Here is a 26,766-nt window from a genome sequence, read left to right on the forward strand (position 1 = left end):
GGTCTAGTCCTTGAAGAGCACGTCGAAATCGCGGGCGAAGGTGGCGAGCATCGGCAGCGCCGCGCCGCCGATGGCGCGGGCGTCGCGTCCGACCGAGCCCTCCACCACCACGGCATCGGTGAGACCCTGCCGGTCGATGGCGGCAAAGCGGCGGCGCGTGCGTTCGACGAGGCGGGCCCGCACATCGGTGGGAAAGGCGCCGTCGATGACGATGGCCTCGAAATCGATCACCGACAGCATGGCGGCGATCGCCTGGGCGAGCCCGTCCGCCGCCTCGTCCATCCACTCATCGAGCGGTTCGGCGAATTTCGACCAGTCGTCAGGCGACAGCCAGATATCGGTGCCGGGCAGGCCGCGGGCGATCAGCCGCCGCTCCAGCCGGTAGATGGAGGCGGTGCGGATCAGTTGCTGGAGGCTCGCGGTGCCGTCCGCCTCGCGCCGCAGGATCGGCATGGAGCCGAGCGCGCCGGCATTGCCCGAGCGGCCGGGGAACAGGCTGCCATTCAGCACGACGCCGCCGCCGATGAAGGTACCGATATAGAGATAGGCGAAGTCGTGGAACGCCGCGCCGCGGCCGAAGGTGAGCTCGGCGGCGCAGGCGGAGGTGGCGTCATTGCACATCCGCACCGGCCAGTCCGGGAACCTCCGTTCCAGCTCCCGGGTGACGTCGAAGGTCCGCCAGATGGCGAGCGCGCCGGGCTGGGTTTCGAGGTCGGCTTCCCAGTTCCACAGCTCGAACGGCATGGCGACGCCGATCCCGGTGACGCGCGCGCGCTGCTCATCGGTGAGCACGGCGGTCAGCCGGGGAATTTCCCGTTCCGCGAACTCCATCAGCGTCTGTGGCAATGGATAGGCATAGGTCAGGCGGGCGCGGGCGCGGATCCCGGCGGTGAAGTCCATCAGCACCAGATCGGAGGAGCGCCGGCCGATCATCAGCCCGAGCCCGAAGGCGCCATCGGGATTGAGCGAGAACGGCACCGAGGGCTGGCCGATCCGCCCGCGCTGGCGTTCGCCGGCGAGCAGCAGGCCGTCCGCCTGCAGCCGGTTCATGATCACCGTGGTGGTCTGGATGGAGAGGCCGGTGAGGCGGGAGATATCCACCTTGCCGAGCGCCCGGTGATGGCGGATCAGCGAGAGGATCAGCCGCTCATTATACAGCCGCACGCCGGTCTGGTTGGTGCCGCGGCCGGCGGGGGAGGTCGGCGGGGAGACGCTCTCCGGAATCGGAAAGGACGCGCTATCGTCCATGCTCCTCGTGCTCCTCACCGATTTGTTCTCGCGCCGCCACGTTGATCGGGCATGCTTACCGCCAGAAACATGCGTCAGGAAGAGCCGTTGAGTCAATAATTAAATCCGCATGATTTATTTATTGACAGACGTCCGGTGCTGCGGCTTCATGAAGGCGTCAAACAACATGTCGCGGGCTTAACCCGTGCGTCACATCATCGTCCCAAGGGAGGGAAGAATGCGCCGCTCATTCCGCCGTCACGTCATTTTCTCGGCCGCCTCTGCGATTGCGCTCGCCACCGCGTCGCTCGCGGGAGCCGCCGCTGCCGACAAGCCGGTCGTCGGCATCATCACCAAGACCAACACCAACCCTTTCTTCGTGAAGATGAAGGAGGGCGCGCAGGCCAAGGCCAACGAGCTCGGCATGGAGCTGCGCTCCTTCGCGGGCAAGGTCGACGGCGATAACGACTCGCAGGTCGCGGCGGTGGAGAACCTCATCGCCGCTGGCGCCAAGGGCATCCTGATCACGCCCAATGACAGCCGCGCCATCGTGCCCTCGATCGAAAAGGCCCGCGCCGCCGGCATTCTGGTGATCGCGCTCGATACGCCGCTCGATCCGGCGAGCGCGGCCGATGCCACCTTCGCCACCGATAATTTCCTCGCCGGTCAGTATGTCGGCCAGTGGGCGGCCAAGGTGCTCGGCGAGAAGGCCAGCAGCGCCAAGATCGCGCTGCTGGACCTCAACGTGAACCAGATCTCGGTCGACGTCGCCCGTGACCAGGGCTTCCTGAAGGGCTTCGGCATTGATCTCGCCAATCCGGCGGTGATCGGCGACGAGAAAGACCCGCGCATCGTCGGCCACGACGTCACTCTCGGCAATGAGGAGGGCGGACGCAAGGCGATGGAGAACCTGCTCCAGAAGGATCCCGAAGTCTCGGTGGTCTACACCATCAACGAGCCGGCCGCCGCCGGCGCCTATGAGGCGCTCAAGTCGGTCGGCCGCGACAAGGACGTGCTGATCGTCTCGGTCGACGGCGGCTGCCCCGGTGTGCGCAACGTCGCCGATGGCGTCATCGGCGCCACCTCGATGCAGTTCCCGCTGCTGATGGCGTCGAAGGGCGTCGAGGCCGTGTTCGAATACGCCAAGACCGGCGCCAAGCCGCAGGCCACGCCCGGCCTCGACTTCGTCAACACCGGCGTCGAGCTGATCACCGACAAGCCGGTCGACGGGCTGAAGTCGGCTCCTTCCGCCGAAGGGCTGAAGAAGTGCTGGGGCTGAGCCCGCTTCCCGCCGCATCCCGGCGGCACGGATCGTCCATGTGAATTAACAGAGAGGCGCCCGGCGTCTCTCCCGGCCTTGCGGCGCGCCAGCGTGAAGCCGGTTTGCGGGAGGATATGGCGATGAGCGATGTGAGCAGTGCCGGCGCGCCCCCTCCGGGCCGCCCGACGAAGCAGGTCTTCGAGCAGGTGCTCGAAAAGCGCGACAGCCGCGTCGCCGAGTTCGACGTCACCCCCAAATCGCCGCTGCAGCGCGTGCAGCACTTCCTGCACGCCAACCCGACCGCGGTGCCGGCCATCGTGCTGCTGCTCGGCATCCTTGGCTTCAGCCTCATCGTGGGCGGCCGTTTCCTGTCGTCGTTCAACCTGTCGCTGATCATCCAGCAGGTGACGATCATCGGCATCATCGGCATCGCCCAGACGCTGATCGTCATCACCGCGGGCATCGACCTGTCGGTCGGCGCCATCATGGTGCTGTGCTCGGTGGTGATGGGCAAGCTGGCGGTGACGATGGGCCTGCCGGCTCCGGTGGCTTTCATGGCCGGCATCGCCGTGGGCGGGGGCTGCGGCGCCATCAACGGCGTGCTGGTGACGCGGCTGAAGCTGCCGCCCTTCATCGTCACGCTGGGCACCTGGTCGATCTTCTTCGCGCTGAATCTCTGGTACTCGGCTTCCGAGACCATTCGCTCGCAGGACGTCGCCAAGGCGGCGCCGTTCCTGCAGCTTCTCGGTACGCCGGTCGACGTGTTCGGCGCGCGCTTCACCTATGGCTCCTTCTTCCTGCTGGGGCTGGTCGCGCTGGTCTGGTACGTGCTGAACCGCACCGCCTTCGGCCGGCACCTCTACGCGGTCGGCGACGACCCCGCCGCCGCCGAGCTCGCCGGCATCCGCACCCGCAAGGTGCTGTTCACGGTCTATGTGGCGGCGGGCGTCATCTGCGCGCTCGGCGCCTGGGCGCTGATCGGGCGCATTGGCTCGGTGAGCCCGCAGGCCGGCCAGACCGCCAATCTCGACAGCATCACCGCGGTGGTGATCGGCGGCGCCAGCCTGTTCGGCGGACGCGGCTCGATCATCGGGACGCTCATCGGCGCGCTCATTGTCGGCGTGTTCCGAAACGGCCTCGCGCTCTCCGGCGTCGACGTGCTGTGGCAGGAATTCACCGTCGGCATCCTCATCATCGTCGCGGTCGCCCTCGACCAGTGGATCCGCAAGGTGTCGGCATGAGTACGCAATCCACGCTTACCGGACTGAAGCCCGCTTCCGTCACCCCGGTGCTGTCCGCGCGCGGCCTCGTCAAGCGCTATGGGCGGGTGACCGCCATGGACCAGGCCGATTTCGACCTCTATCCCGGCGAAATCCTCGCGGTGATCGGCGACAACGGCGCCGGCAAATCCTCACTGATCAAGGCGCTCTCCGGTGCCCTGATCCCTGACGAGGGCGAAATCCGGCTCGACGGCGAGGTGACGAGGTTCTCCTCGCCGATGGACGCCCAGCGGGCGGGCATCGAGACGGTGCACCAGTCGCTGGCGCTGTCGCCCAGCCTGTCCATCGCCGATAACATGTTCCTCGGCCGCGAGATGCGCCGGCCGGGCGTGCTCGGCTCGGTGTTCCGCATGCTTGATCGGCCGGCCATGCAGAAGATCGCCCGCGACAAGCTTTCCGAGCTCGGGCTGATGACGGTGCAGAGCATCAACCAGCCGGTGGAGACGCTCTCCGGCGGCCAGCGGCAGGGCGTGGCGGTGGCGCGTGCAGCCGCTTTCGGCTCGCGCGTGGTGATCATGGACGAGCCGACCGCGGCGCTGGGCGTGAAGGAATCGCGGCGGGTGCTGGAGCTGATCCTCGACGTCCGCGCGCGCGGCCTGCCGATCGTGCTGATCAGCCACAACATGCCGCATGTGTTCGAGATCGCGGACCGCATCCATATTCACCGGCTCGGCCGGCGGCTCTGCGTCATCAATCCGAAGGATCACACCATGTCCGATGCGGTGGCCTTCATGACCGGCGCCAAGGCCCCGGCGGAGGAACTAGCGGCCTGAGGCCATGCGAAAACGTCCTCAGAGGATCGCACAAGGTTCGACGGCGCGCCGCGCGCTGTCTTCGGATGACCCTCCCGAGATGCTGGGTCCACTTCCGCCGGCCCCTTCCGCACAAGGGGTCGGCGGTTCTTTGTCGTCTGACGATCCCGCATAGCTCCGGCGCGGATTTCGCGCTACTGCGATGCTGCATCGCACACTATGCTTCTCCCGTCCTTGCTGCTCTGCAGCATGGCCAAGTGAGGAGAAAACATCATGCAGATCCAACAGATCGGCATCGCCTTGCGGACGGCCTTTGAGCGTCGCCGCGCCTACAGCCAGGTCACCGACGAGCTTTCCGCCTTCACGGATCGCGATCTTGCCGATCTCGGCATCAGCCGCCACGACATTCCGACCATCGCGCAGCAGGCCGCCGATCAGGTCGCCGAGACCGCTCCCGTTGTCACGCTTCCGCAGCACGTGCGTTTCCCGCGCGCGGCCTGAGCCGGCGGCGCGCCGATCATAGCGCGCCTGCCGTCGTAGGCGGGCTTTGCCGGCAAGCAGGCGCCCGCTCAGTTGGTCGGGTTGCCGTTCGCCCCCGCCGCGTTGCGGTTGCTGATGCGCCAGACCACGCCGCCGACGTCATCGGCAACAAGCAGCCCGCCGCGTCGGTCGACGAGCACGCCAACGGGCCGCCCCTGCGCATTGCCGTCGGCGTCCAGGAAGCCGGTGAGCAGTTCTTCCGGCGGCCCGGAAGGCTTGCCCTCCGCAAAGGGCACGAAGATCACGCGGTAGCCTACCGGCCTGCTGCGGTTCCACGAGCCGTGCTGGCCGATGATCGCGCCGTTCACGAAGCGCTCCCCGAAGGCGGGCGTGTCGACGAATGTCAGGCCGAGCGAGGCCGTATGGCTGCCCAGCGCATAGTCCGGCTTGATCGCTTTGGCGACGAGTTCGGGCTTTTGCGGCTGGATGCGTTCGTCGACATGCTGGCCGTAATAGGAATAGGGCCAGCCATAGAAGGCGCCTTCCTTCACCGAGGTCATATAGTCGGGCACCAGGTCGTCGCCGATCTCGTCGCGCTCGTTCACCGAGACCCATAGTTCGCCATTGGCCGGATTCCAGTCGATGCCGACCGGGTTGCGCAGGCCGGAGGCGAACACGCGCGAGGCGCCGCTCGCCACGTCGACCTCCAGCACGGCGGCACGGTTTTGCTCTTCCTCCATGCCGTTCTCGCCGACATTTGAATTGGAGCCGACACCCACATAGAGCTTGGTTCCGTCGGGGCTGGCGAGAAGGCTCTTGGTCCAGTGATGGTTGCGCCCGGCCGGCAGGTCGGCGAGCTTCTCGCCCGGCGCGGTGATCCGCGTCGCACCTTCCTCATAGGGAAAGCGCAGGATGGCGTCGGCATTGGCGACGTAGAGCTGGTTGTCGACCAGCGCCATGCCGAAGGGCGAATGCAGGTTCTCCAGGAACGCGCTCTTGGTTTCCGCCACGCCGTCGCCGTCAGCGTCGCGCAACAGCGAGATGCGGTTGGCGCTTGGCGTCTGCGAGCCCGCGCGCTTCATGAAGAAGCCCTGAACCCAGCCGCGAATGCCACCGGAGGCTTCCTCGGGCTTGGGCGGCGCATCGGATTCGGCAACCAGAACGTCACCGTTCGGCAGTTCGTAGACCCAGCGCGGATGGGCGAGGCCAGAGGCGAAGGCAACCACATCCATGCCGGCGGCGGGCGTCGGCCGCGCTCCCTCTTTCCAGCCGACGGCATCAGCCACCTTGAGCGTGGGAATCCAGGAGGAGGCCGGCTCCGGCAGTTGCGGATCGGGTCCATAGCCGGCGCTTTCGGGAAGGTCCTGACCGCGGTCGCAGCCGGCGATGGAGAGAGCGAGAAGCGGGACGCTGAGAAGGGCCATCCGCCGGGCTCCCTTCTGGATCGCGATCATCGACATGGCGTGCCTCATGGTTGCTGGCGCGCGCCGGCCACGGGCAGCACGTCTCGCTTGCCTGTCCGGCCGGTCACGCATGTGATGAGGGGTGAACGTCCGGGCAGGCGGATGGTTCGCCTCGCTTCAGTGCGTCGTGGAACACCGCCGCGTCTCGTCGATTGTCTGGAGGGCTGAAAGCAACGGCGGGAGAGCAGCGATGGCGACGCACAGTTTCTGGAAGGGCTATCTCAAGCTCTCGCTGGTCACCTGTCCGGTGGCCATGGCTCCCGCGACGACCGAATCCGAGAAGATCCGCTTCCACACCTTGAACAAGGCGACCGGCAACCGGGTCGAGGCGGTCTATGTCGATGCCGAGAGCGGCAGCAAGGTCGACGACGACGATCAGGCGCGCGGCTATGAGCGCGACAGCGGCCAGTTCGTGGTGTTGGAGGAGGACGAACTGCGCGCCGTGGCGCTGAAGAGCACCCGTACCATCGAGATCGAACGCTTCGTCCCCGCCGATAGCGTCGGCTGGCTCTGGTACGACAAGCCGCATTTCCTGACCCCGGACGATCCGGTGGGGGAGGAGGCCTATGCCGTCATCCGCGAGGCGATGGCCGCGACCAAAACCGTTGGCCTGTCGCGCCTCGTGCTCTATCGCCGCGAGCGGCCGGTGATGCTGGAGCCGCGCGGGCGCGGCATCGTGCTGTGGACCCTGCATTATGCCGACGAGCTGCGGGCGCCCGAGCCTTACTTCGAGGAGATTGACGGCGAGCCCGACCCGGAACTCCTCACGCTGATCTCCCGGCTGATCGACCGCCGCACCCGTCAGTGGGATGACGAGTTGGTGCGGGATCCGATGCAGGACAATCTGCGCGCGCTGATCGAGGCGAAAAAGAAAAAGCGGCCTCCCGCGAAATCGCGCCGGCGTCCGACCGCAGAGACCCCGACCAATGTGGTCAACATCATGGACGCGTTGAAGAAAAGCCTCGCGGCGGAAGGGAAGGGTTCGCGGGCGAAGCGCTAGAACCGTACTCGGTCATGAGCGCGTCAAAACGGCAAGGGCGCTAACCCGCGTCGGGTGTCTTGTCGCCGCCGAGTGCCGTCTCCTCGTCCTCCGCCAGATCGCGCCTCGAACCGCCGCCGGTGCGCGCCTTCGCATCGGCTTTGGCCGCGTTCTCTGCGCGATGCTCGACGAACCGCTCCAGCGGCAGGACGAGCGCCAGCAGCACCAGCGTCACCACCAGCCCAAGCACGATGAGGTGCCAGGAGGCGATGGCGCAGGCGACGCCGAGCGCGGCCGTCACCCAGACCGAGGCCGCTGTGGTGAGCCCGTGAACCTCCATCTCGCGATGGTTGCGCAGCACGACGCCGGCGCCGAGGAATCCGATGCCGGCCATCACCCCCTGCACGATGCCCTGCACCACGCGGCTGGTGGCGTCTGGATGGCCGGCGATTCCATCGACCCGTATCGCGGTGAGCGAAATCAGCGCTGCGCCCATGCAGACGAGGCCGAGTGTGCGCATGCCGGTCGGCTTGCCGCGCAGATCGCGGTTGACGCCGATCAGCATGCCGCAAGCCACGGCGGTGAGCAGCCGCAGCAGGGCTTCAAGGTCGCCGGAGGAGAGAATATCCATCGTTGTTCCTCCAGATCATCGCGCCCGGGACCGGGTGCGCCGACCGCCGAGTGCCGGCAGCGGCACGGCGGCCTCGCGAAATCCGCTCCACGGATCGGCGGCGAGATTGACGAGCCGCACCGGCGCGTTGTCGATGGTGAACTGCGCGGCGCCGGTGATCTCGTCGAGTTCATCCCAGCCGACCGGCATCGACACCGCCGCACCCGGCCGCGCCCGGGTGCCATAGGCGGTGATCGCGGTCGCGCCGCGCCCATTGCGCAGATAGTCCACGAAGATGCGGCCGCGACGCCGCGCCTTGGTTGCCACCGCGATGAAACCGTCGGGGTCGTCAGCCGCCATGGCGTCGGCGATGTCCTTGGCGAAGGCCTTGGCCTGCGTCCAGTCGGCCTTGGGCTTGAGCGGCACCACGACGTGCAGCCCCTTGCCGCCGGAGGTCTTCACGAAGCAGGGAAGGCCCACCGCCTCCAGCCGCGCCCGCACCTCGCGCGCCCCGGCGATCATCTCCGGCCAGGTCACGTTCTCTCCGGGGTCGAGGTCGAAGATCAGCGTGTCGGGCTTCTCCAGCCCGGCGAGCGGGGCGCCCCAGGGGTGGATTTCCAGCGCGCCCGCCTGCGCCAGCGCCACGAGCCCGTCGAAATCATCGATGGTCAGCAGTTCCTCGCCATCGCGGTCCTTGCGCACCTTGATCGCGCGGTTGATGCCGCGCCAGGCATGTTTCTGGAAGAAGCAGGCTTTGGCGATACCGTCCGGGCAACGCAGCAAAGCGAGCGGGCGGGCGACGATGAACTGGGCGATGAAGCGCCAGACCTGCGCGTAATAGTCGACCAGCCCCTGCTTGGTGATGCCGTCCTCCGGCCAGTACAGCCGGTCGGCATGGGTCAGCTTCACTGCGCTGCGCGGCGCGGGCGCCGGCTTGCCCCCATCCTCGCCCAATGCCGCATCCTCCCGGACGATCTCGCGGGCCGGCTTGTCCTCCCTGAGCCCGCGAAACGCAGCATGGCGCAGGTGCTGATCGCCGGTCCAGCCGCGAAACTCGACCTCGGCGACCAGCTCCGGCGCGACGAAGACGGCGCCGCGACGCTCCTCCGCCGAGAGCGTGCCGGCAAAGGGGCTGCGCTCGCGCCGGAGCGGGGCGAGACTTTGGTGCAGCTCCCGCGCCACACGCTGCGAGAAGCCGGTGCCGACCCGCCCGACATGGCGCAGCTTGCCCTGCTCGTAAACGCCAAGCACCAGAGAGCCGATCGCGCCCTTCTGCGCGGTCGAGGGCACATAGCCGCCAATGACGAATTCCTGCCGGAACGCGCATTTCGACTTGATCCAGTCCTTGCTGCGGCCGGAACGGTAAGGCGCGCTGGCGCGCTTCGAGACCAGCCCTTCCAGGCTTAACCGGCAGGCATGGCGCAGCATGGTGGCGCCATCGACCTCGAAAGGTTCGCTGAGCCGCAGCGGCAGTTCTGCGCCCGCCATGAGCCCCGCCAGCGCGGCCTGCCGCTCGGTCAGCGGACGCGCGCGAAAATCACGGCCATTGAGATGGAGAAGGTCGAACACGTAGAACACGAAGCGGTCGCGCCGCTCCTCGGCGAGGTCCTCCTGCAGCAGCGAAAAATTGGAGGCGCCGCCGTCGCCCTCCACCACGAGCTCGCCGTCGATCAGCGCGGTTTCAACCGGCAATGCCAGAAGGGCATCCCGGATCGCCGTGCCGAAGCGCCCGGTCCAGTCGAGCCCGGAGCGCGTGAACAGCCGCACCCGCGCGGCCGGCGAAGCGGATTTGTCGATGCGGGCCTGCAGCCGGTAGCCGTCGAACTTGATCTCATGCGTCCAGCCCTTGCCGGCCGGCGCCTTCGCACCGAGGCTGGCGAGCTGCGGCGGCACGAACTCCGGCAGTGGTTCGGCCGGCGCGGTCGCGGCCTTTACCCGGCCGGCGCGCTTGGGCCGCCCCGGGCTGGTCTTCGCCGCTTTATGGGGCGGCGCGTCTTCGGTGATCTCGTCCATGCTGCGCCCGGTCTTCACCGATTCCGGGCGTTTGTCGAGGATGTCGGCGGCGTCGTCGGGCCGGGCCGCCTCGTCCTCACCCTTGATCAGCAGCCAGTTATCGGCCTTCTCGCCACGCCGCTTCGCCATGCGGACCAGATGCCAGCGGCCGCTGAGCTTCTCGCCATGCAGCTCGAACTCCAGATGCCCCTTCGCGTAGCCGGCATGGGGATCGCCGATCGGGGTCCAGCCGCCGCGATCCCACAGCATCACCGTGCCGCCGCCATACTGGCCTTTGGGGATGGTGCCCTCGAAGTCGCCATAGTCCAGCGGGTGGTCCTCGACATGAACCGCGAGCCGCTTCTCGCCGGGGTCGAGGCTGGGGCCCCGCGTCACCGCCCAGCTCTTGAGAACGCCGTCCATCTCCAGCCGCAGGTCGTAATGCAGCCGGCGCGCCGCGTGCTTCTGGATGAGATAGGCGTTGCCGGCCGTGCCGGCTTCCTGCCCGCTCGGCTCCGAGGTCACCGAGAAATCGCGCTTGCGACGATAGAGATCGAGCGGCATGGCGCGCTATCCCGCCTTGCGCGCCGGCGTGGCAGCCTTGGTCCGGCTTGATCGCGGCTTTGAGCTTGCCTTGGAACGCCCTTTGCCCGCCGCCGCTTTTTTGCCGTCCCCGTCCTTCACCCCGGCGCTCTGCCGCAGGGCTTCCATCAGGTCGACCACCTTGCCGCGCGCCGGTTCCTTGGGCGGCTTGATCTTGCGGCCCTCGATCTTGGCGCGCACCAGCTCGGCGAGTGCCGCGTCGTACTTGTCGTCGAAGCTCTCGGGCTGGAAGGTGCCGGCCTTGGTTGTGATGATATGCTTGGCAAGATCAAGCATCTCGCCGGCGATCTTGATGTCCTTCACGCCATCGAACGCCTCGGCGGCCGAGCGCACCTCATAGTCGTGGTTCAGCGTGGTGGCGACGATGCCCTCGTCATAGGCGCGGATCAGCAGGCTGCGCGGCCGGCGGAACAGCACGGCGGTCGCCACCGCCGCAACCTTCTTCCGGCGCATGCCGTCGCGGATCACCGTGAAGGTCGCTTCGGAAATCTCGTCCACCGGCCGCAGGAAATAGGAGCGGTCGAAATAGAGGTCATCGACCTCGCCGCAGGCGATGAACGCCTCGATATGCAGGGTCTTGTCGCCATCCGGGGTGGCCGCCGTGACTTCCTCGGCGTCGAGGACGATATACTCGTCGGACGCGATCTCGTAGCCCTTCACCTGCGCCTCGCGCTCCACCTCCTCGCCGGTCTCGGGATCGACGAGCCGGCGCAGCAGCCGGTGCCCGGTGCGGCGGTTCACCATGGCTAGGCTGACCCGCTCGCTGGTGGACACGGCGGTGTGGAGCGCGACCGCGCTCACCAGCTCGCCGAGCTTGAGATAGCCTTTCCATGTGGCGCGAGGGGCCATGCCCGTACTCTCCGGTCAGCATTCGGCGCATCGATAAGCATTCAGCGCGCAACCCGTTCCATCCGGAGATAGCCCGCGCGCATCGGTCCCGTTCCGACCGTTGGGAACCTCGCGGTTCGCCCTCCGTTAGCCAAGGCGATGTTGCAGCAGCGAACGCCAGGGAGCGCCTTGCATGGGCTATGAAGGTGAGGTCCCCGAAACGGGTGGCGGCCGGCGCCTTACCTGTCCCGACCCGGTTGCCGTCGTCGCCACGGGACGCATGTCTGGCCACCGCGTCGCGGCGGTGGAGGCGCTTGCCCGGCGCATCGCGGCGCTGCGCGGCAGCGCCTTCGTCGAACGCCCCGCGGACGTTCCGCGCTGCTACGCCGTGCCCGCTGATACGCTGATCGGCGGTCTTGTGGCCGGTCAGCTCGGCATCGAGTCGGAGAGCGACCTGTTCGGTGGCCTCGTTCCCTATGAGGTTCAGGCGGGCAAGGCCATCACGCACGAGCTGATCGACGGCGACGCGCCGCATCCGGAAGGCTGGAGCGCCGCCTTCAGCCACGCGGCCCACACGGCGGTGCTGACAGGGTTTTCCGCCTTCGACCTTGCCAGCGCGCGCAAGGCCGGCGAGGCGTTGCTGGCGGAAGGGCCGGTCCGCCTCAAGGCGGCGTGGGCCGATGGCGGCCATGGCCAGCGCATCGTCGGCGACCTTGCTGCGCTCGCCGCTGCGTTGGAAGCCCTCGACACGCCGGAGCTGCCGCGCCTCGGGCTGGTGCTGGAGCAGGATATCGCCGAGGGCGTCACTTTCAGCGTCGGCCGGATGCGCATTGGCGATCAGCTTCTGTCCTATGTCGGGGAGCAGTTCACCACCCGCGACAATAAAGGCGCAAGCGCTTATGGCGGCTCGACCCTGACCGTGGTGCGGGGCGAACTCGACGCGCTGCGCCAGCTCGACCTCGACAGCCCCACGCGCCAGGCGGTCGAGGCCACCATCATCTACGATGGCGCCGCCATGCAGCATCTGCCCGGTCTCATCGCCTCCCGTCGCAATTATGATGTGGTGAGCGGGCGCGATGCCCGCGGCAATCCTCGTGCGGGCGTGCTGGAACAGTCCTGGCGCATCGGCGGCGCCTCGGGAGCCGAGATCGCCGCCTTCGAAGCCTTCGCCGACAATCCACGCCTTGCGATGGTGCGGGCGGCGTGCTGCGAGCGCTACGGCACGTCGCACGAGGTTCCGCGCGATGCCTTCGTCTATTTCGACGGCGACGATGCCGATGTCGGCCCAATGATCAAATTCGCCCGCATCGAAGCCCGCAGTGAAACAGAGGAGGGGGACGACAGCCGTGCATTCTGAAACCATCTGCATCACCGTCGACGGCGACCATATCGACGGCACCTTCGCCGTGCCGCGCACGGGAGTTCCCGGCATCTTGTTCGTCCATGGCTGGACCGGCAGCCAGCAGAGCGACCTCAAGCTCGCGCGCGACATCGCCACGCTGGGCTGCGTCGGCCTGACCTTCGATCTGCGCGGCCATGCCGCGACCGAGGCGATGCGGATGAGCGTGACGCCGCGCCAGAACCTTCACGATGTCATCGCCGCCTATGACACGCTGGTCTCGCATCCGCTGGTGGACCGCTCGGCCATCGCGGTGGTGGGGTCGAGCTATGGCGCCTATCTCGCCACCATCCTCACCACCTTCCGCCCGGTGCGCTGGCTCTCGTTGCGCGTGCCCGCGCTGTATCGCGACGAGCAATGGTCGCTCGCCAAGGGCCAGCTCGACCGGCTCGACCTGACGACCTATCGCAACTCGACCATCGGCCCGGAGGATAACCGCGCGCTGGCCGCCTGCGCCCGTTTCCAGGGCGACGTGCTCGCCATCGAATCCGAATTCGACGATCTCGTGCCTCACATGACGGTGGCGAATTACGTCGCGGCGTTCCGGCAGGCCCATTCGCTCACCTACCGCATCATCGCGGGCGCCGATCACGCGCTGTCGGACAAGGAGGCCCGCGCCGCCTATGGCTCGCTGCTGGTCGGGTGGATACGCGAGATGGTGCTCGGCGCGCGCTGAGCGCTAGCGTTCTCCGCGCCAGCCAATAGGGTCGTCGAACGCAGGTCACGCCCTCCCGCGTCGGGAAGCCGGTCTCGCCCATTGCTGCGCTGGGTTTCGCGCTCATGCAGCGTCCTCCGCGTCACATACATGGCCATGGACATGGAGCCGCTTCATCAGGCGCCGGGCATCGTCGGGGGCGTGGAGCTTGTCGGTGTTGTCGAAGAACATGAAGACATCGCGAGGCCGCATAGCCGGCATGTCGGGTGCAGCGAAGTCGCCGTCCTTCATGGGACGCCCGGCGGCCCAGGCCGCGGCCCGCGCGGCCCAGCGGTCGAGATCGTCGTCGCCATAGCGCGAGCGGTAGAGCTCGCTCGAACCATGCAGCCGGCAGTAGATGAAGTCGTCGGTGAGATCCATCAACCGGGGCCAGGATACCGTGTCGGCGCACACCAGCGCGACGTTCTGCGCGCGCAGCAGGTCGATGAAGGCCGGGGTGCGGAAGCTGTCGTGACGGATTTCGAGGGCATGGCGCAGCGGGCGCTTGGCATCGGTCGAGGTGGCCGCGCGGCTGTCCAGACGTTCGTCATGGCGGCGTGCCAGCCGCGCGGCGGCTTCAGTGTCCTTTGGCAGCAGCGCAAGGAAGTCGCGGATCAGGCCGGCGTCGAAGCGCAGAGTCGGCGGCAATTGCCAGAGTAGCGGACCAAGCTTGGGCCCGAGGCAGAGCACGCCGGAGGCCAGGAAATTCGCCAGGGCGCCTTCGGCATCGCGCAGTCGCTTGGTATGGGTGATGAAGCGCGAGCCCTTCACCGCGAAGACGAAATCGTCCGGCGTGGCCTGCGCCCAGCGCGTGAAGCTCTCCGGGCGCTGCAGGCCATAAAAGGTGCCGTTGACCTCGATCGAGGTAAACCGCGAGGCGGCAAAAGCCAGTTCGCGCTTCTGGACCAGCCCTTTGGGATAGAAATTGCCGCGCCAGGGGCCGTAGGTCCAGCCCGACACGCCTATCCGGATATCGCCTCGGGGTGTGGTCATCTCCGCCGCTCGCCTTTGTGAGCCTTCTGCGCCAATCCGGCAGCGAAGAGTTCGTTCCCTCCGGCATGGGAACCAAGCCGCCTGCCAGTCGTTGGCACCGGGACCCCCCACCACAGGAGGCTTGCCGATGCTCGATCACCCGCATCCGCCTTTCGAGCCGCAGCAGCAGCCCATGCCGGGCCGCACCGATGCGATGTCGCCGCGCCCCGACCATGGCGAGACCAGCTACAAGGGTGCCGACCGGCTGCTGGGTCGTAAGGCCCTGATCACCGGCGCCGACAGCGGCATCGGCCGAGCCGTGGCGCTCGCCTATGCCCGCGAAGGCGCCGACGTGCTGATCTCCTATCTCGACGAGCACGAGGACGCGCGGGAGACCCAAGAGCTGGTCGAGAAGGCCGGCCGCACGGCGGTGCTGGTGCCAGGCGATATCCAGGATCCGGCGCATTGCCGGGCGCTGGTGGAAAAGGCGGTCGACGCGTTCGGCGGCATCGACATCCTCGTCAACAACGCCGCCCATCAGGCGACCTTCGCCGAGATCGACGACATCAGCGACGAGGAATGGGAGCTCACCTTCAAGGTGAACATCCATGCCATGGTCTACCTCACCAAGGCCGCCGTCCCGCACATGAAGCCGGGCAGCGCCATCATCAACACAGCCTCGATCAATTCCGACAAGCCGAACCCCTCGCTGCTGGCCTATGCCACCACCAAGGGCGCGATCCAGAATTTCACCGCCGGGCTGGCGCAGCTCCTCGCCGAGAAGGGTATTCGCGCCAATGCCGTGGCGCCGGGGCCGATCTGGACCCCGCTGATCCCGTCGACCATGCCGGCGGAGAAGGTCGCGCATTTCGGAGAGCAGGTGCCGATGAAGCGCCCCGGCCAGCCGGCCGAGCTCGCCACGGCTTACGTGATGCTGGCCGATCCGCTGTCCAGCTACGTCTCCGGCGCCACCATCGCCGTCACCGGCGGCGGCCCGATGCTGTAGCGCCCCCGCGCCACCTGCGTGTGCGCATAAAGCCAAGGGAGAGTTCCATGCAGACCGAGGATGCCAGCCGATCCGTCACCTATCGCGTGCGCGGCAATGAGGGACAGTGGCGCGTCGAAACCGACGAGAAGGCCGGCATGGCCTATGTCAGCCGGGAGGCCGCATTCGAGGCCGCCGTCGCCGCGGCCTCGAATGCGATCCGCGACGGACTGGATGTGGTGATCGTGGTGCCCGGCGCGCCCGATACCATGCTGGGCGCGGAAGACACCAACCAGGGCGTCGACACCTCCGAAAGCGTTCCGCTCAGTCGCTTGCCCTGATCGCGATGGCGGGAGGACGGGGGGCGCAGCCTTTTCACGCATGCCGGTACGGTCTCGTGGCCGGCACCGGCGTGCTGCTCGGCGCGTGCAGCGGGCCGCAATCGGCTCTCGATCCTGCGGGACGGGAAGCCGCGGAAGTTGCGACGCTGTTCTGGGTAATGCTCGCCGGCGCCGCCTTCGTCTGGCTGGTCGTGATCGGCGCCGCGCTATTCGGCAGCCGCTGGCAGAGGCAGCCCCTCAGCGAACGCGGCGGCCTCAGGATCATCCTGTGGGCCGGCGCGGTATTCCCCACGGTTGTCCTTGCACTGCTGCTTGCCTACGGGCTGCGGCTGATGCCGGTGCTGCGCGCGGGCGAGCCGGCGCTCACCATCCATGTCTCCGGCGAACAATACTGGTGGCGCGTCACCTATACCGGCCGCGACGGCGCGCGGATCGAGACCGCGAACGAGCTTCGCCTGCCGGCGGGCAGCGCCGCCGAAATCCTGCTCGATAGCGCCGACGTCATTCACTCGTTCTGGATACCCGCGCTCGCCGGCAAGCTCGACATGATCCCCGGCCGCACCAACCGGCTGGTGCTGCATCCCGAACGCATCGGTACCTATCGCGGCGTCTGTGCCGAGTTCTGCGGCCGCTCGCATACCTTCATGGCGTTCCCGGTCGTGGTGATGGAGCCCGCGGCGTTCGAGGCGTGGCTGGCGCGAGAGGCCGCGCCGGCGGCTTCCACTGCCGTCGATGGCGCCTTCCTCGCCAATGGCTGCGGCGGTTGCCACAGCGTGCGCGGCACGGCGGCGACGGGCACCATCGGCCCGGACCTGACCCATCTCGCCGACCGGCAGATGCTGGGCGCGGGCATGTTCGCCAACACGGACGAGAACCGCCGCCGTTTTGTCGCCGAGGCCGAGGAGGTGAAGCCCGGCTCGCGCATGCCCTCCTTCAAGGCGCTGCCCCCGGCCGATCTTGACGCCATCACCGCTTATCTCGGGAGCCTGCGATGAGCGAGAGCGACACCGACACCGAGCGCCGTCACCGGCAGGAAGCCGAACTCCGGGCGGTCTGGGAAATTCCGCGCGGCTGGCGCTATTTCTCCAATTGCAACAACCAGGTCGTCGGCCTCTGGTACACGGGTACGGCGTTCGTCTTCTTCCTGTTCGCCGGCGTGCTCGCCCTCATCATGCGCGCCCAGCTCTCCGTGCCCGACAATGATCTGGTCTCGGCCGGCACCTACAACCAGCTCTACACGCTGCACGGCACGATGATGATGTTCCTGTTCGCCGTCCCGATCTTCGAGGCGGTGGCGATCCTCATCCTGCCGCAGATGCTGGCCGCGCGGGATCTGCCGTTCCCCCGCCTGTCCGCCTTCGGCTTCTGGTGCTTCCTCATTGGCGGCGTGTTCGTCGGCGGCTCGATCTTCTTCGATGCCGCCCCGGACAGCGGCTGGTTCATGTACCCCCCGCTCGCCACCGACACTACCCAGACGGGCATCGGTGCCGATATCTGGCTGCTCGGCCTGTCCTTCATCGAGGTCGCGTCGATCGCCGCCGCCGTGGAGCTGATCGTCGGCGTGCTGAAATGCCGGCCGCCGGGCATGCGCATCAATATGATGCCGCTCTATTGCTGGTATGTGCTGATCGTCGGCGGGATGATCCTGTTCGCCTTCCCGCCCTTGATCGCGGGCGACATCCTGTTCGAGATGCAGCGGCTGTTCGACTGGCCGTTCTTCGATGCCGCGCGCGGCGGCGATCCGGTGCTGTGGCAGCACCTGTTCTGGATTTTCGGCCACCCGGAAGTCTACATCATCTTCCTGCCCTCCATCGCCCTGCTTGCGATGATCGTGCCGACCTTCGCGCAGCGCCCGATCCTCGGTTATGGCTGGATCGTGCTGGCGGCGGTGGGCACCGGCTTCCTCAGCTTCGGGCTGTGGGCGCATCACATGTTCACCATCGGCCTGCCGTCGCTGTCGATCGGCTTCTTCTCGGCGGCCTCCGAGGCGGTGGCGATCCCGACCGGCGTGCAGATCTTCGTCTTCGTGGCGACGCTGCTGGCCGGGCGGGTGATCTTCTCCATCCCGATGCTGTTCGCCACCGGCGCACTCGCGATCTTCGTGTTCGGTGGGCTGACCGGGGTGATGGTCGCGCTGGCACCGTTCGACTGGCAGGCGCATGACAGCTATTTCGTGGTCGCCCATCTGCACTACACGCTGATCGGCGGCATGTTCTTCCCGCTGATCGCGGGCGTGTATTATTTCCACCCCTTCATCACGGGGAAAATGCTCTCCGCGCGGCTCGGGCGCTGGTCGTTCTGGCTGATGTTCGCCGGCTTCAACATCGCCTTCCTGCCGATGCACATCACCGGCCTGCGCGGAATGCCGCGCCGGGTGTTCACCTATCCGGCCGATCATGGCTGGGACGAGTTGAACCTCGTCTCCACCTTCGGCGCCTTCACCATGGCGGCCGGCGTCGTCGTGCTGGTGTGGGACGTGCTGCGGCCTGGCAAGGAGCGCGCACCGCGCAACCCATGGAATGCCGGGACGCTGGAATGGGTGGCGGGCGATCCGTCCGAGCCCTGGGGCATCCGCTCGGTGCCGCCGGTCTCCAGCCGCTACCCGCTCTGGGACCAGAAGAACCTGGCGGCGGATATCGACGCGGGACGGTTCTTCCTGCCCGGCGCGGAGGAGGGCAAGCGCGAGACCCTGGTCACCGGCGTGCTCGACGCCGAACCGCAGCAGGTGCTGCGCGTGCCGGGCAACAGTTTCAAGCCGATGATCGCGGCGATCCTGATCGGCGGCAGCTTCATCGCGACGACTTTTCACTGGTGGGTGGTCGCCGCCCTGTCCGGCGCGCTCGGCGTCGCCGCGATCATGGTGTGGCTGTGGACCGGCACGGCGATGATCCCGGAAAAGCCGGAGAAGCACGCCGGCATGGGCGTCACCCTGCCGCTCTATGCCTCCGGCTCCGCATCGGTCGGCTGGTGGGCGATGTTCATCACCATGGTCGGCGACGGCACTGCCTTCCTGAGCCTGATCTTCGCCTATTTCTACTTCTGGACCATCCACGGCGCCTTCCCGCCCGCCGGTGATCCGGTTCCCGACACCGCGCTGATGCTCGCGGGCGGCGCCGCAGGGCTCGCCTCATGGGGGCTGATGCTGCTGGCCCGAGCGGCCAATCGGGCCGGCCCGCGGCTTCTTGTGCGCCTCGCACTTGCCGGAGGCATCGCTCTGGCCCTCGTCGGCGGCGCCCTGCTCGTCCTGTCGCCCTGGCAGGCGGGACTGGCGCCCACGACCCATGTCTATCCCGCCACCGTGTGGGTGATCGTGATCTGGACCGCTATTCATCTCGCCGTCGGCGTGCTGATGCAGGGTTATTGCCTGGCCGGCAGCCTCGCCGGCCGGCTCACCGCGACCCACGACATCGATCTGCGCAATGTCGTGCTGTACTGGCATTTCGCGGCCCTCACCCTGGCGACCACGCTCGCGGTGCTCGTCCTCGCTCCGCGCGCGATGTGAGGCGCCCATGCTGTTCCGCCGCGCAACGCCGAACCTCTGGACCCTGATCACCCCGCCAACGGTGTGGGCGCTGCATTTCCTGTTCTGCTACATCGCCGGGGCGATCATCTGCGCCAAATATCCCGGCGCGCTTGGCGAGTTGCGGCTCGCCATTGCCGCCGCCACCGTGCTCGCGCTCGGCCTCATCCTCGCCGCCGGGGTGCAGGCGCACCGGCATTGGGGCTTCGGCTCGGGTATGCCGCCCCATGATGAGCCGACCGAAGACGACCAGCAGCATTTCCTCGGCTTCGCGACGCTCCTGCTCTGCGCGCTCAGCGCGGTCGCGGTGCTGTTCGGCGCCATGCCGGCGCTGTTCATCGCGGAGTGCGTGCGATGAAGCTTGCCTCTGTCATCGCCGGCCTTGCGATCCTCGCGCTGGTCTGGGGAAGCCCCCTCGCGGGAATGCCCGGCACTTTCACGGCCCACATGATCGTGCATATGAGCGTGGTCGCGCTCGCCGCCCCGCTGATCGCCATCGGCCTTTCCGGCACGCGGCTCGATCCGTCCCTGCGGTTGCCGTGGCTGTTCTCCCCGGTGCTGGCCGCGATGCTGGAATTCGCCATCGTGTGGGGCTGGCACCTGCCGCTCGCGCATGGTGCCGCCCGCCAGAACGATCTCGTCATGGTCGCCGAGCAGGCGAGCTTCCTTGGCGGAGGGTTGCTGCTCTGGATGTCCTGTCTCGGCCGCGCGGCGGGCGGGGCGGTCGCCGGCGCGCTCGTCGGTACGCTCGGGCTGCTGCTGACCTCCATGCACATGACGCTGCTCGGGGCACTGATCGCGTTCGCCGGCCGTCCTCTCTATGTCGAGAACGGCGTGCCGATCTGCGGCGCCGATCCGGCGTCCGCTTTGGCCGATCAGCAGCTCGGCGGCGTGGTCATGCTGCTGGTCGGCGGCTTCGTCTATCTCGCCGGCGGCCTCGGCCTGATGGCGCGGGTGGTGTTGGCGGAACCGCGCCGGGAGGCGACGCCATGAGACCGTCGTTCCGCGTCACACCGCGCCGTCTGCTCTACGCCGTCGCCGCTCTGGCCGTGCTCGGTTTTCTTGTCGGCTGGTCCGGCATCGTCAATATCGGCGCCAGTTCCGGCCATTGGCGCGTCACCGCCTGGGCGCTGCATGAGGTGATGCAGAAATCGGTCCGCACCTATGCGCTGCTTGAGCCGCAGCCGCCCGCCGATCTCGACAGCGCGGCCAATATCCGCCGCGCCGCCGGGCACTACGAGACTGCCTGCGCGTTCTGCCACGGCTCGCCGCTCGCCACCTCGCCCATCCTCGCCGCGCATATGACGCCGGCTCCTCCGGGGCTGGAAGGGGTGGGTGCGAAATGGACCGCGCGCGAGCTCTCCCGCATCGTCCGCCACGGCGTCAAATATACCGGCATGCCATCATGGATCGCCCCGCAGCGCGACGACGAGGTGTTGGCCATGGCGGCGTTTCTGCGCGCCTTGCCGGACATGTCGGCCGAGGATTACCGGCGTCTCGCCGTCGGCCCACGCGTGCCCGAAGATCCCATGCTGGAGCGCTGCGCCCGCTGCCATGGCGTGGATGGCGGCTCCTCGGACAGCGCCTTTCCGCTGCTCGCAGGCCAGAGCGAGGTTTATCTGGCCAACGCCTTGAATGCCTATGCCAAGGGCACCCGGCCGAGCGGCATCATGCAGTTTGCGGTCGACGGCGTGCCGGAGCCGGAGCTCCGCCGTCTCGCGCAGTACTATGCCGGCCTGTCCGGCCTCAGTGATCGCAGCGAGCCTGACCACACGCCGGGCGCGCGCATCGCTCTCCATGGACTGCCGGAAAAGGATGTGCCGGCCTGCGAGAGCTGTCATGGCCGCTCGGCGAGCCGGAACCCGGCCTATCCGTATCTCGCCGGACAGGATGCCGCCTATCTCGCCGCCCGATTGATCCGGATGAAGCAGGACGAGCCGCTTGATGAGCGTGCCCGCGTGATGCACCGCATCGCGGAGCGCCTGCCGGACGAGGCGATCGATGCCGTTGCGGAGTTCTATGCCCGGCAGCCTAGAGCAGGGCAGGGGGCGGCGGCGGCAGCTCGGTGATCCCCGATCTTACAGCACGTGTGCGTGCCGCCGCCCAAGGCGTCAACGGTTGGGGCGCCAGCCGGCCGTGCCGCCAAGGGCGCCCTCCTCATTGGAGATGGGCACCGTTTCGCCGCGCCGTTCCTTGGGTACTTCCAGCGTGCGGCGGATGGTTTCGATCTCGCTGATCGGCTCGTTCTCGATGCCGCCACCTTCCGCATCGGAAAGCCGTTCCGGCTCATCCGTAACGGATGGCGGCAGTTCGAGAGGCGGCGCCTCGACCACCTCTGCCGATCGGAATGCCTGGGGCCGGATGTCCTCGATCGCCACGATCTCCTTCGCCTGGAACCAGTGATGCTCTGCGCGTCCTTCCGGGCGTCCTTCCTGTTCCCAGATCCGGTATGCGCGTTCACGGATGGAATGGTCGTCAGCGTTCATCGTCGCCTCCCTGAGCTTCTGCGGGAAGAACGTTCGTGCTGAATGCCCGTTCCGTGCGACCCGCCGGAACGGTTGCGGGAGGGCGGCGTTGTCTGGCGCAACCCGAGGAGATGTCCGGCCGTGACGACCGACAGGAGCGCCCTCCGACGCCTCGCCCGCCGCTTCGATCTGCGGATTGTCGCCTGTACGGAACTCACGATCCGCCGCAGGCGCCGCGGGCGCGGTTTCAGCTACCAGCAGGCCGATGGCCGCGCCGTGACCGATGAGGAAATGCTCGCCCGCCTGAAAAGCCTCGCCGTGCCGCCGGCCTATGCCGAGGTGCGGTTCGCCGCCGATCCCCGCGCCCATCTCCAAGCCATCGGCACCGATGCCGCCGGGCGCCTGCAATACCGTTATCACCCGGACTGGACGCGGGTGCGCGAGGCGCTCAAGGCCCGCCGGCTTTCCGCGCTCGCCGGTGCGCTTCCGTTGATCACCCGCGCGGTGCGGCGGGCGCTGCATCGGCCCATGCCCGATCAGCATTTCGCGCTCGCGGCCGCGACGGAGCTGGTGGCGCTCACCGCGATCCGGGCAGGCGGCGAGCGATATGCCGAGCAGAACGGCACGCGCGGCGCCACCACCCTGCTCAAATCGCATATTCGGATCGACGGCGACGACATCGCCCTGTCCTTCACCGGCAAGGGCGGCAAGGCGATCCGCAAAGAGGTCCGCAACGCCCGCCTCGCCGCCGCGCTGACGCGGCTGAAGGCGCTCCCCGGCCGCCGGCTGTTCCAGTACCGCGATGCCGCCGGCGCGGTCCATGCCCTCCGCGCCGGGGAGGTGAACCGCTTCCTGAAAGAGGTCAGCGGCCAGCCGATCTCGCTGAAGGACTTCCGGACGCTCACCGCCTCGCTCGGCGTGCTCGACCGGCTGGCACGGCTGGAGCCGGCGAAAACCGAGCGCGACCGGCGCCGGCAGATCCGGCAGGCGATCGCGCCGCTGGCCGACGAACTCGCCAACACCCTGACCGTCTGCCGAAGCAGTTATGTCCATGACAGCGTTATCACGGCGTTTGAAAACGGCAGGCTCGGCACGCCCCGCGGCGAGCCGGCCACCGCCGTCGATCGGCTCTCCCGCCTGCTGCTGAGCCCGGCTTGCCGTCCGCCGGCTCCGCCCGCGCCCAAGAGCGGAACTTTGCGGCGCGGCTCCCATTGTTCCGGGGCCATAGGAAACATTTAATGCTCGACATTGATGACAGCCGAATGCTCACGCCCTCCCTGCTCGGGGAACTCGGCACGATTGCGACCCGCGCAGCCCTGCTGGACCAGGACGACAGCTTCCCGAGCGAGGATGTCGCGGCCCTTGCTGCCATCGGCACGCTCGCCGCGCCCTTCGCGTCCCTGCCAGGGGGCGGGGCGGCGCGGGACCCGGACGATCTCATGGAAGCCTTGCGGGCGATCGGCCATGCCAGCCTTCCGCTCGGCCGGCTGTTCGAGGGCCATGTCAACGCCGCCGCGCTGATCCGGCGCTACGGCACCTCCCGCCAGCGGGAAAGCGCGTTCCGGCGGGCGCGGGACGGCGCACTGTTCGGGGTTTGGAACACCGAAGGCGCGGACGGCGTGCGGCTTGTCCGCCGGGGGCGTCACCTCGAACTCCACGGTGCCAAGATTTTCGCGTCCGGCGCCGGGCATGTCGCGTGCCCGCTGATCACCGCGCGCGACGAAGAGGGCGGGCTGCTGATGGTGCTGCCTCGGCTCGACGGGTCATCCCGCGCCGATCTGTCGGCGTGGAAAGCGCACGGCATGCGGGCCTCGGCCAGCGGTGCGTTCTGCTTCACCGGCCTGCGTGTGGAGCCCGCCGATATTCTCGGCCAGCCGGGCGACTATCATCGCCAGCCCCATTTCTCCGCCGGCGCGTGGCGCTTCTGCGCGGTGCAGCTCGGCGGGATCGACCGGCTGGTGGACGAAGCCGCGTCGTACCTGCGCCGTCACGGCCGCGACACCGATCCCCATCAGCGCGCCCGCATGGGCGAGGCGATGATCGCTGCGGAAACCGCGCGGCTCTGGGTGGAGCGCGCGGCGCGGATCGCCGAGGCCGAGGAGGCGGCGACGGACGAGCGCACGGCCGGCAACGCCGTCGCCTATGTCAATCTCGCGCGCTGCGCGGTGGAGCGTTGCGGCCTTCAGGTCATGGAGCTGGTGCAGCGCTCAATCGGGCTTTCTGCCTTCCAACGCACCAGTCCGGTCGAACGGTTATGCCGCGATCTGTCGACCTATCTGCGCCAACCGGCGCCGGACCGGGCGCTGTGCGAGGGCGCCGCCCATGTTCTTGCCCAGGAGCCTCCCATGCGCGAGCTGTGGCGATGACCGCGCGGGTCGAAGAGGTGCTCGGCGCCATGGCGCGGTTTCCCACGGTGGAGCCCGCCGACTTCGTGCGTCGCGGCCTTGTGGTGATCGCGCCACATCCCGACGATGAGAGCCTGGGTTGCGGCGGGCTGATCGCCGCCTGCCGGGACATCGGCCTGCCGGTGACTATCATCATCGTCAGCGATGGGGCGGGTTCCCATCCCCGCTCCCGGCTGTTCGCGGCCCCACGCCTTGCCCAACTACGCCGTCGGGAGGCTGTGGAGGCCGCGGCACGGCTCGGCGTCCCGGCCAGCGCGGTGCATTTCCTCGAACTGCCAGACCGGTTCGTGCCGGCCCATGGCGCTGAGGCCGAGCGGGCGGCCGGGCGCATCGCCGCTCTCGCCGTCGGCGCCGATGTCGTTACCGTGACCTGGCGCCACGACCCGCATGCCGACCATCAGGCGAGCTTCGCGCTGGCCCGCGAAGCGGTGCGGCGTCTTCCCGGAGCTCGGCTCTGGGAATATCCGGTGTGGGGCCTGACACTGCCGCCTGAGACCCGGCTCGACGCGGCTCCAGTGGCCGGCGTGCGGGTGCCGATCGCGCCGTTCCTCGACGCGAAGCGCGCCGCGATCGCCGCCCATGCCTCGCAGACCACCGATCTCATCGCCGATGATCCTGAGGGATTCCGGCTCACCTCGCCGGTACTGGCGCTGTTCGACGTACCGCTGGAAACTTTTGTTGGGCCGGTCTCATGAGCGCCAGCCTGCCGCCGGCCTATTTCGAGGCGCTGTACGAGCGCTCGTCCGACCCCTGGGATTTCGAAACCAGCGCGTATGAGGACGCGAAATACGCCGCCACGCTCAACGCCTTGCCACGCCCGCGCTACTCGCGCGCGCTGGAAGTCGGCTGCTCGATCGGTGTGCTCACCCGTCGGTTGGCCGCGCGCTGCGACGAGCTTGTTGCCATCGACCCGGCCGCCCGCGCCCTCGACCGGGCGCGCGAGCGCTGCCGGGACCTGCCGCAGATAAACTTCCTGCAGGGTCAGGCTCCGGCCGACTGGCCCGAAGGCCGGTTCGACCTCATCCTGCTGTCGGAAGTGGTGTATTATCTCTCTCCGGAGGATGTCGCGGCCCTCGCCGCGCGCGTCGCGGCCTCCCTCGTCTCCGGCGGGCAGGTCGAACTGGTGCACTGGGTTCGGGAAACCGACTATCCGCTGTCAGGCGACGAGGCCGTCGAGCGCTTCATCCACGCTCTCGGCGAGAGGTTCCAGCTCGTTGCGCGGCAGCGCACGCAGGATTATCGGCTCGATCTCCTCGCCGCACCGTGAGGCGCCGGCGAGCGCCGCCCGCACCCGACGGGCGACCGCCAGATGGTGCTCCATCTGCGCGGGGCGAAGCGGCCGGGGCACCAGAAGCGGGCTGCGGGCCAGCGCAATCGCCCAGCTTTCCCCGAAGCGGGGCCGCGACTGCCCCGCCAGCGCTCCCTCGTCGAGCCGAAGCCGGCGCTCCCATTCCTCCGGGCAGAAATCCACCGAGAATGCCTTTCGCATCCGGCCGCGCAGCACCATTCGCCGCAGCGCGGCTGGCAGCGCTTCCAGCCGCTCATCACCGGGCGCATCGTGCTCGGCGGCGCGCTGGAGCAGGGCGCTGGCGCAGCCGCCCGGTGCCCGGCCGTCGAAGCGGGCCGAGGTGGTGACGACGATGGCCGGATCGTGACGTATCGCGATGTCATGCCGGACGAGGGCGCCTGCCAGCGCCCGGTCCTCTCCCGCCTCCACCGCAGGAAGGCCGCCGATGCGGCGATAGGCGTCGAGCGTCAGCGCGAAACTCGCTCCCGACTCGGTCCAGTGATTGGGCCAGGGGTCGTGCGGCAGCGGGTCGAGCTGCGCGGAGAGCGCCGCCAGGGTCTCCTCATAGGCGCTCTCGATCCGTCGGCGCCGCAGCAGGTGTGGCGGCCAATCGCTTTCCTCGGCGCTGTCGAAGGCGAAGCGTCCCGCCACCGCTCCGCAGGCGCCGGAAAGGCCCGAGAGGTTGCCCTCCACCCAATGCGGGCTCACGCGGCTATCGGCATCGGTGGTGAGCAGCATGCCCGGCCCTTCGGCGCGCGCCGCCCAAAGGCTCGCAATGTCGAGGGCAAGTCCGCGCGCCACGCCGGCATTGGCGAGGCGCGGCGGCAGGTCGATCGGGACAACCAGATGAGGAATGCCGGCAGCACCGAGCATGTCGCGCGCGCGCGGGACGGTGGCGTCGCGGCAATTATTGGCGAGGAGCACGATGCCGAACCCCGCGCCGTCGGCCCCGATCGATGGTCCGCGCTGGTGAAGCAGTGCGGCGAGGCACGGTTCGATCCGTTCCGCCTCGTCGCGCGCGGGCAGGGCGACCACCACGCGGGGCGCACGGCCTGGCGGGCTGCCGCGGTCATAGAGAGCGCGGGCAAGATCGGATCGTGAAAAGGCGGGGTGGGACATCTCGAACCTCTGCGGCAGTGCGCAAACGTTCGATTCCGCTCACGGTTCCGCGTGCGGGCGGTGTCAATCGGCCTGCTGCCGCAGCTCCTGTACAAGACGCGCT

Annotated in this window: 26 protein-coding genes; 18 read left to right on the forward strand and 8 right to left on the reverse strand. The window is 68.2% G+C overall.

Annotation, left to right across the window (positions count from 1 at the left end; all coding sequences use genetic code 11):
* Nucleotides 1–3: 3 nt before the first annotated feature.
* Entirely contained in the window at nucleotides 4–1,248 is a 1,245-nt protein-coding gene (locus VRZ77_RS01380) for an ROK family transcriptional regulator (protein WP_414590922.1), read from the reverse strand.
* A gap of 217 nt (nucleotides 1,249–1,465) precedes the next feature.
* Here VRZ77_RS01380 and VRZ77_RS01385 point away from each other — a divergent pair, with 217 nt between their 5' ends.
* The 4 genes from VRZ77_RS01385 (at nucleotide 1,466) to VRZ77_RS01400 (ending at nucleotide 5,021) form a co-directional block, all read left to right on the forward strand.
* Nucleotides 1,466–2,506, forward strand: coding sequence for a sugar ABC transporter substrate-binding protein (locus VRZ77_RS01385; protein ID WP_414590923.1), 1,041 nt, complete (start codon nucleotides 1,466–1,468; stop codon nucleotides 2,504–2,506).
* Nucleotides 2,507–2,628: 122 nt separating this feature from the next.
* The gene (locus tag VRZ77_RS01390; protein WP_414590924.1) at nucleotides 2,629–3,729 is read left to right on the forward strand and encodes an ABC transporter permease; all 1,101 of its coding nucleotides are present in this window, start codon (nucleotides 2,629–2,631) and stop codon (nucleotides 3,727–3,729) included.
* Nucleotides 3,726–4,541: an ATP-binding cassette domain-containing protein gene (locus VRZ77_RS01395; RefSeq protein ID WP_414590925.1), complete on the forward strand. Its 816-nt coding sequence runs from the start codon at nucleotides 3,726–3,728 to the stop codon at nucleotides 4,539–4,541. The genes VRZ77_RS01390 and VRZ77_RS01395 overlap by 4 nt, the downstream gene beginning before the upstream one ends.
* A gap of 252 nt (nucleotides 4,542–4,793) precedes the next feature.
* Complete coding sequence (locus VRZ77_RS01400) at nucleotides 4,794–5,021, forward strand: DUF1127 domain-containing protein (protein ID WP_414590926.1); 228 nt, start codon at nucleotides 4,794–4,796, stop codon at nucleotides 5,019–5,021.
* Nucleotides 5,022–5,089: 68 nt separating this feature from the next.
* On the opposite strand, the gene VRZ77_RS01405 is transcribed toward VRZ77_RS01400, so the two are convergent.
* Nucleotides 5,090–6,424: a PQQ-dependent sugar dehydrogenase gene (locus tag VRZ77_RS01405; protein ID WP_414590927.1), complete on the reverse strand. Its 1,335-nt coding sequence runs from the start codon at nucleotides 6,422–6,424 to the stop codon at nucleotides 5,090–5,092.
* Nucleotides 6,425–6,653: 229 nt separating this feature from the next.
* Between VRZ77_RS01405 and VRZ77_RS01410 the strand changes: the two genes are divergently transcribed.
* Nucleotides 6,654–7,463 carry a Ku protein gene (locus VRZ77_RS01410; protein ID WP_414590928.1) on the forward strand — a complete coding sequence of 270 codons (810 nt, stop codon included), beginning with the start codon at nucleotides 6,654–6,656 and terminating at the stop codon, nucleotides 7,461–7,463.
* A gap of 40 nt (nucleotides 7,464–7,503) precedes the next feature.
* Here the strand turns inward: VRZ77_RS01410 and VRZ77_RS01415 are convergent, their stop codons facing one another.
* From VRZ77_RS01415 to VRZ77_RS01425, 3 genes are read right to left on the reverse strand one after another with little or no spacing between them, the layout of a single operon-like run.
* A complete protein-coding gene (locus tag VRZ77_RS01415) occupies nucleotides 7,504–8,073 on the reverse strand; it encodes an MgtC/SapB family protein (RefSeq protein ID WP_414590929.1) in 570 nt (189 codons plus the stop codon).
* Between the two features lie 15 nt (nucleotides 8,074–8,088).
* Entirely contained in the window at nucleotides 8,089–10,608 is a 2,520-nt protein-coding gene (gene ligD, locus VRZ77_RS01420; protein WP_414590930.1) for a DNA ligase D, read from the reverse strand.
* A gap of 6 nt (nucleotides 10,609–10,614) precedes the next feature.
* Nucleotides 10,615–11,496, reverse strand: coding sequence for a Ku protein (locus VRZ77_RS01425; RefSeq protein WP_414590931.1), 882 nt, complete (start codon nucleotides 11,494–11,496; stop codon nucleotides 10,615–10,617).
* Nucleotides 11,497–11,668: 172 nt separating this feature from the next.
* On the opposite strand from VRZ77_RS01425, the gene VRZ77_RS01430 reads away from it, so the two are divergent.
* Both VRZ77_RS01430 and VRZ77_RS01435 read left to right on the forward strand, forming a co-directional pair.
* Entirely contained in the window at nucleotides 11,669–12,832 is a 1,164-nt protein-coding gene (locus VRZ77_RS01430; protein WP_414590932.1) for a DUF3182 family protein, read from the forward strand.
* Nucleotides 12,822–13,550: an alpha/beta hydrolase family protein gene (locus tag VRZ77_RS01435; protein ID WP_414590933.1), complete on the forward strand. Its 729-nt coding sequence runs from the start codon at nucleotides 12,822–12,824 to the stop codon at nucleotides 13,548–13,550. Before VRZ77_RS01430 ends, VRZ77_RS01435 begins: the two co-directional genes overlap by 11 nt.
* A 102-nt stretch (nucleotides 13,551–13,652) precedes the next feature.
* On the opposite strand, the gene VRZ77_RS01440 is transcribed toward VRZ77_RS01435, so the two are convergent.
* Nucleotides 13,653–14,561 (reverse strand): DUF72 domain-containing protein, encoded by a 909-nt coding sequence (locus VRZ77_RS01440; RefSeq protein WP_414590934.1) that lies wholly within the window; start codon nucleotides 14,559–14,561, stop codon nucleotides 13,653–13,655.
* 127 nt (nucleotides 14,562–14,688) lie between these two features.
* Between VRZ77_RS01440 and VRZ77_RS01445 the strand changes: the two genes are divergently transcribed.
* Genes VRZ77_RS01445 through VRZ77_RS01475 form a run of 7 tightly spaced genes read left to right on the forward strand, consistent with a single transcriptional unit; the run spans nucleotide 14,689 to nucleotide 21,455 of the window.
* Nucleotides 14,689–15,546: an SDR family oxidoreductase gene (locus VRZ77_RS01445; RefSeq protein ID WP_414590935.1), complete on the forward strand. Its 858-nt coding sequence runs from the start codon at nucleotides 14,689–14,691 to the stop codon at nucleotides 15,544–15,546.
* A 47-nt stretch (nucleotides 15,547–15,593) separates the two neighbouring features.
* Complete coding sequence (locus VRZ77_RS01450) at nucleotides 15,594–15,866, forward strand: hypothetical protein (protein WP_414590936.1); 273 nt, start codon at nucleotides 15,594–15,596, stop codon at nucleotides 15,864–15,866.
* A gap of 56 nt (nucleotides 15,867–15,922) precedes the next feature.
* Nucleotides 15,923–16,861, forward strand: coding sequence for a cytochrome c oxidase subunit II (gene coxB, locus VRZ77_RS01455; protein WP_414590937.1), 939 nt, complete (start codon nucleotides 15,923–15,925; stop codon nucleotides 16,859–16,861).
* A complete protein-coding gene (gene ctaD, locus VRZ77_RS01460) occupies nucleotides 16,858–19,368 on the forward strand; it encodes a cytochrome c oxidase subunit I (protein WP_414590938.1) in 2,511 nt (836 codons plus the stop codon). The genes coxB and ctaD overlap by 4 nt, the downstream gene beginning before the upstream one ends.
* Before the next feature lie 7 nt (nucleotides 19,369–19,375).
* Nucleotides 19,376–19,744: a hypothetical protein gene (locus VRZ77_RS01465; protein ID WP_414590939.1), complete on the forward strand. Its 369-nt coding sequence runs from the start codon at nucleotides 19,376–19,378 to the stop codon at nucleotides 19,742–19,744.
* Nucleotides 19,741–20,379, forward strand: coding sequence for a cytochrome c oxidase assembly protein (locus VRZ77_RS01470; RefSeq protein ID WP_414590940.1), 639 nt, complete (start codon nucleotides 19,741–19,743; stop codon nucleotides 20,377–20,379). Before VRZ77_RS01465 ends, VRZ77_RS01470 begins: the two co-directional genes overlap by 4 nt.
* Nucleotides 20,376–21,455, forward strand: a complete 1,080-nt coding sequence (locus VRZ77_RS01475) for a c-type cytochrome (RefSeq protein ID WP_414590941.1) — start codon at nucleotides 20,376–20,378, stop codon at nucleotides 21,453–21,455. The genes VRZ77_RS01470 and VRZ77_RS01475 overlap by 4 nt, the downstream gene beginning before the upstream one ends.
* Before the next feature lie 42 nt (nucleotides 21,456–21,497).
* On the opposite strand, the gene VRZ77_RS01480 is transcribed toward VRZ77_RS01475, so the two are convergent.
* Nucleotides 21,498–21,872, reverse strand: a complete 375-nt coding sequence (locus tag VRZ77_RS01480; protein ID WP_414590942.1) for a DUF2934 domain-containing protein — start codon at nucleotides 21,870–21,872, stop codon at nucleotides 21,498–21,500.
* A 120-nt stretch (nucleotides 21,873–21,992) separates the two neighbouring features.
* On the opposite strand from VRZ77_RS01480, the gene VRZ77_RS01485 reads away from it, so the two are divergent.
* From VRZ77_RS01485 to VRZ77_RS01500, 4 genes are read left to right on the forward strand one after another with little or no spacing between them, the layout of a single operon-like run.
* Nucleotides 21,993–23,090, forward strand: coding sequence for a DNA topoisomerase IB (locus tag VRZ77_RS01485; protein WP_414590943.1), 1,098 nt, complete (start codon nucleotides 21,993–21,995; stop codon nucleotides 23,088–23,090).
* On the forward strand, nucleotides 23,090–24,217 hold the full coding sequence (locus VRZ77_RS01490; RefSeq protein ID WP_414590944.1) for an acyl-CoA dehydrogenase family protein: 1,128 nt from the start codon (nucleotides 23,090–23,092) through the stop codon (nucleotides 24,215–24,217). Before VRZ77_RS01485 ends, VRZ77_RS01490 begins: the two co-directional genes overlap by 1 nt.
* On the forward strand, nucleotides 24,214–24,951 hold the full coding sequence (locus tag VRZ77_RS01495; protein WP_414590945.1) for a PIG-L deacetylase family protein: 738 nt from the start codon (nucleotides 24,214–24,216) through the stop codon (nucleotides 24,949–24,951). Before VRZ77_RS01490 ends, VRZ77_RS01495 begins: the two co-directional genes overlap by 4 nt.
* Nucleotides 24,948–25,523, forward strand: a complete 576-nt coding sequence (locus VRZ77_RS01500) for a class I SAM-dependent DNA methyltransferase (RefSeq protein WP_414590946.1) — start codon at nucleotides 24,948–24,950, stop codon at nucleotides 25,521–25,523. The genes VRZ77_RS01495 and VRZ77_RS01500 overlap by 4 nt, the downstream gene beginning before the upstream one ends.
* Here the strand turns inward: VRZ77_RS01500 and VRZ77_RS01505 are convergent.
* Nucleotides 25,413–26,663, reverse strand: a complete 1,251-nt coding sequence (locus VRZ77_RS01505; protein WP_414590947.1) for a glycosyltransferase — start codon at nucleotides 26,661–26,663, stop codon at nucleotides 25,413–25,415. The genes VRZ77_RS01500 and VRZ77_RS01505 overlap by 111 nt on opposite strands.
* Nucleotides 26,664–26,766 lie beyond the last annotated feature (103 nt).

The sequence above is a fragment of the Ancylobacter sp. G4_0304 genome (assembly GCF_047501495.1).
Taxonomy (GTDB): domain Bacteria; phylum Pseudomonadota; class Alphaproteobacteria; order Rhizobiales; family Xanthobacteraceae; genus Ancylobacter.

Excerpts from the sequence above, each read along its gene's own strand:
- VRZ77_RS01450 (WP_414590936.1), top strand. The coding sequence starts at position 15,594 with ATGCAGACCGAGGATGCCAGCCGATCCGTCACCTATCGCGTGCGCGGC.
- VRZ77_RS01415 (WP_414590929.1), bottom strand. The coding sequence starts at position 8,073 with ATGGATATTCTCTCCTCCGGCGACCTTGAAGCCCTGCTGCGGCTGCTC.
- VRZ77_RS01430 (WP_414590932.1), top strand. The coding sequence starts at position 11,669 with ATGGGCTATGAAGGTGAGGTCCCCGAAACGGGTGGCGGCCGGCGCCTT.
- VRZ77_RS01490 (WP_414590944.1), top strand. The coding sequence starts at position 23,090 with ATGCTCGACATTGATGACAGCCGAATGCTCACGCCCTCCCTGCTCGGG.
- VRZ77_RS01495 (WP_414590945.1), top strand. The coding sequence starts at position 24,214 with ATGACCGCGCGGGTCGAAGAGGTGCTCGGCGCCATGGCGCGGTTTCCC.
- VRZ77_RS01465 (WP_414590939.1), top strand. The coding sequence starts at position 19,376 with ATGCTGTTCCGCCGCGCAACGCCGAACCTCTGGACCCTGATCACCCCG.
- ctaD (WP_414590938.1), top strand. The coding sequence starts at position 16,858 with ATGAGCGAGAGCGACACCGACACCGAGCGCCGTCACCGGCAGGAAGCC.
- VRZ77_RS01410 (WP_414590928.1), top strand. The coding sequence starts at position 6,654 with ATGGCGACGCACAGTTTCTGGAAGGGCTATCTCAAGCTCTCGCTGGTC.
- VRZ77_RS01440 (WP_414590934.1), bottom strand. The coding sequence starts at position 14,561 with ATGACCACACCCCGAGGCGATATCCGGATAGGCGTGTCGGGCTGGACC.
- ligD (WP_414590930.1), bottom strand. The coding sequence starts at position 10,608 with ATGCCGCTCGATCTCTATCGTCGCAAGCGCGATTTCTCGGTGACCTCG.
- VRZ77_RS01385 (WP_414590923.1), top strand. The coding sequence starts at position 1,466 with ATGCGCCGCTCATTCCGCCGTCACGTCATTTTCTCGGCCGCCTCTGCG.
- VRZ77_RS01445 (WP_414590935.1), top strand. The coding sequence starts at position 14,689 with ATGCTCGATCACCCGCATCCGCCTTTCGAGCCGCAGCAGCAGCCCATG.
- VRZ77_RS01400 (WP_414590926.1), top strand. The coding sequence starts at position 4,794 with ATGCAGATCCAACAGATCGGCATCGCCTTGCGGACGGCCTTTGAGCGT.
- VRZ77_RS01480 (WP_414590942.1), bottom strand. The coding sequence starts at position 21,872 with ATGAACGCTGACGACCATTCCATCCGTGAACGCGCATACCGGATCTGG.
- VRZ77_RS01380 (WP_414590922.1), bottom strand. The coding sequence starts at position 1,248 with ATGGACGATAGCGCGTCCTTTCCGATTCCGGAGAGCGTCTCCCCGCCG.
- VRZ77_RS01470 (WP_414590940.1), top strand. The coding sequence starts at position 19,741 with ATGAAGCTTGCCTCTGTCATCGCCGGCCTTGCGATCCTCGCGCTGGTC.
- VRZ77_RS01390 (WP_414590924.1), top strand. The coding sequence starts at position 2,629 with ATGAGCGATGTGAGCAGTGCCGGCGCGCCCCCTCCGGGCCGCCCGACG.
- VRZ77_RS01405 (WP_414590927.1), bottom strand. The coding sequence starts at position 6,424 with ATGGCCCTTCTCAGCGTCCCGCTTCTCGCTCTCTCCATCGCCGGCTGC.
- VRZ77_RS01500 (WP_414590946.1), top strand. The coding sequence starts at position 24,948 with ATGAGCGCCAGCCTGCCGCCGGCCTATTTCGAGGCGCTGTACGAGCGC.
- VRZ77_RS01505 (WP_414590947.1), bottom strand. The coding sequence starts at position 26,663 with ATGTCCCACCCCGCCTTTTCACGATCCGATCTTGCCCGCGCTCTCTAT.
- VRZ77_RS01425 (WP_414590931.1), bottom strand. The coding sequence starts at position 11,496 with ATGGCCCCTCGCGCCACATGGAAAGGCTATCTCAAGCTCGGCGAGCTG.
- VRZ77_RS01395 (WP_414590925.1), top strand. The coding sequence starts at position 3,726 with ATGAGTACGCAATCCACGCTTACCGGACTGAAGCCCGCTTCCGTCACC.
- VRZ77_RS01475 (WP_414590941.1), top strand. The coding sequence starts at position 20,376 with ATGAGACCGTCGTTCCGCGTCACACCGCGCCGTCTGCTCTACGCCGTC.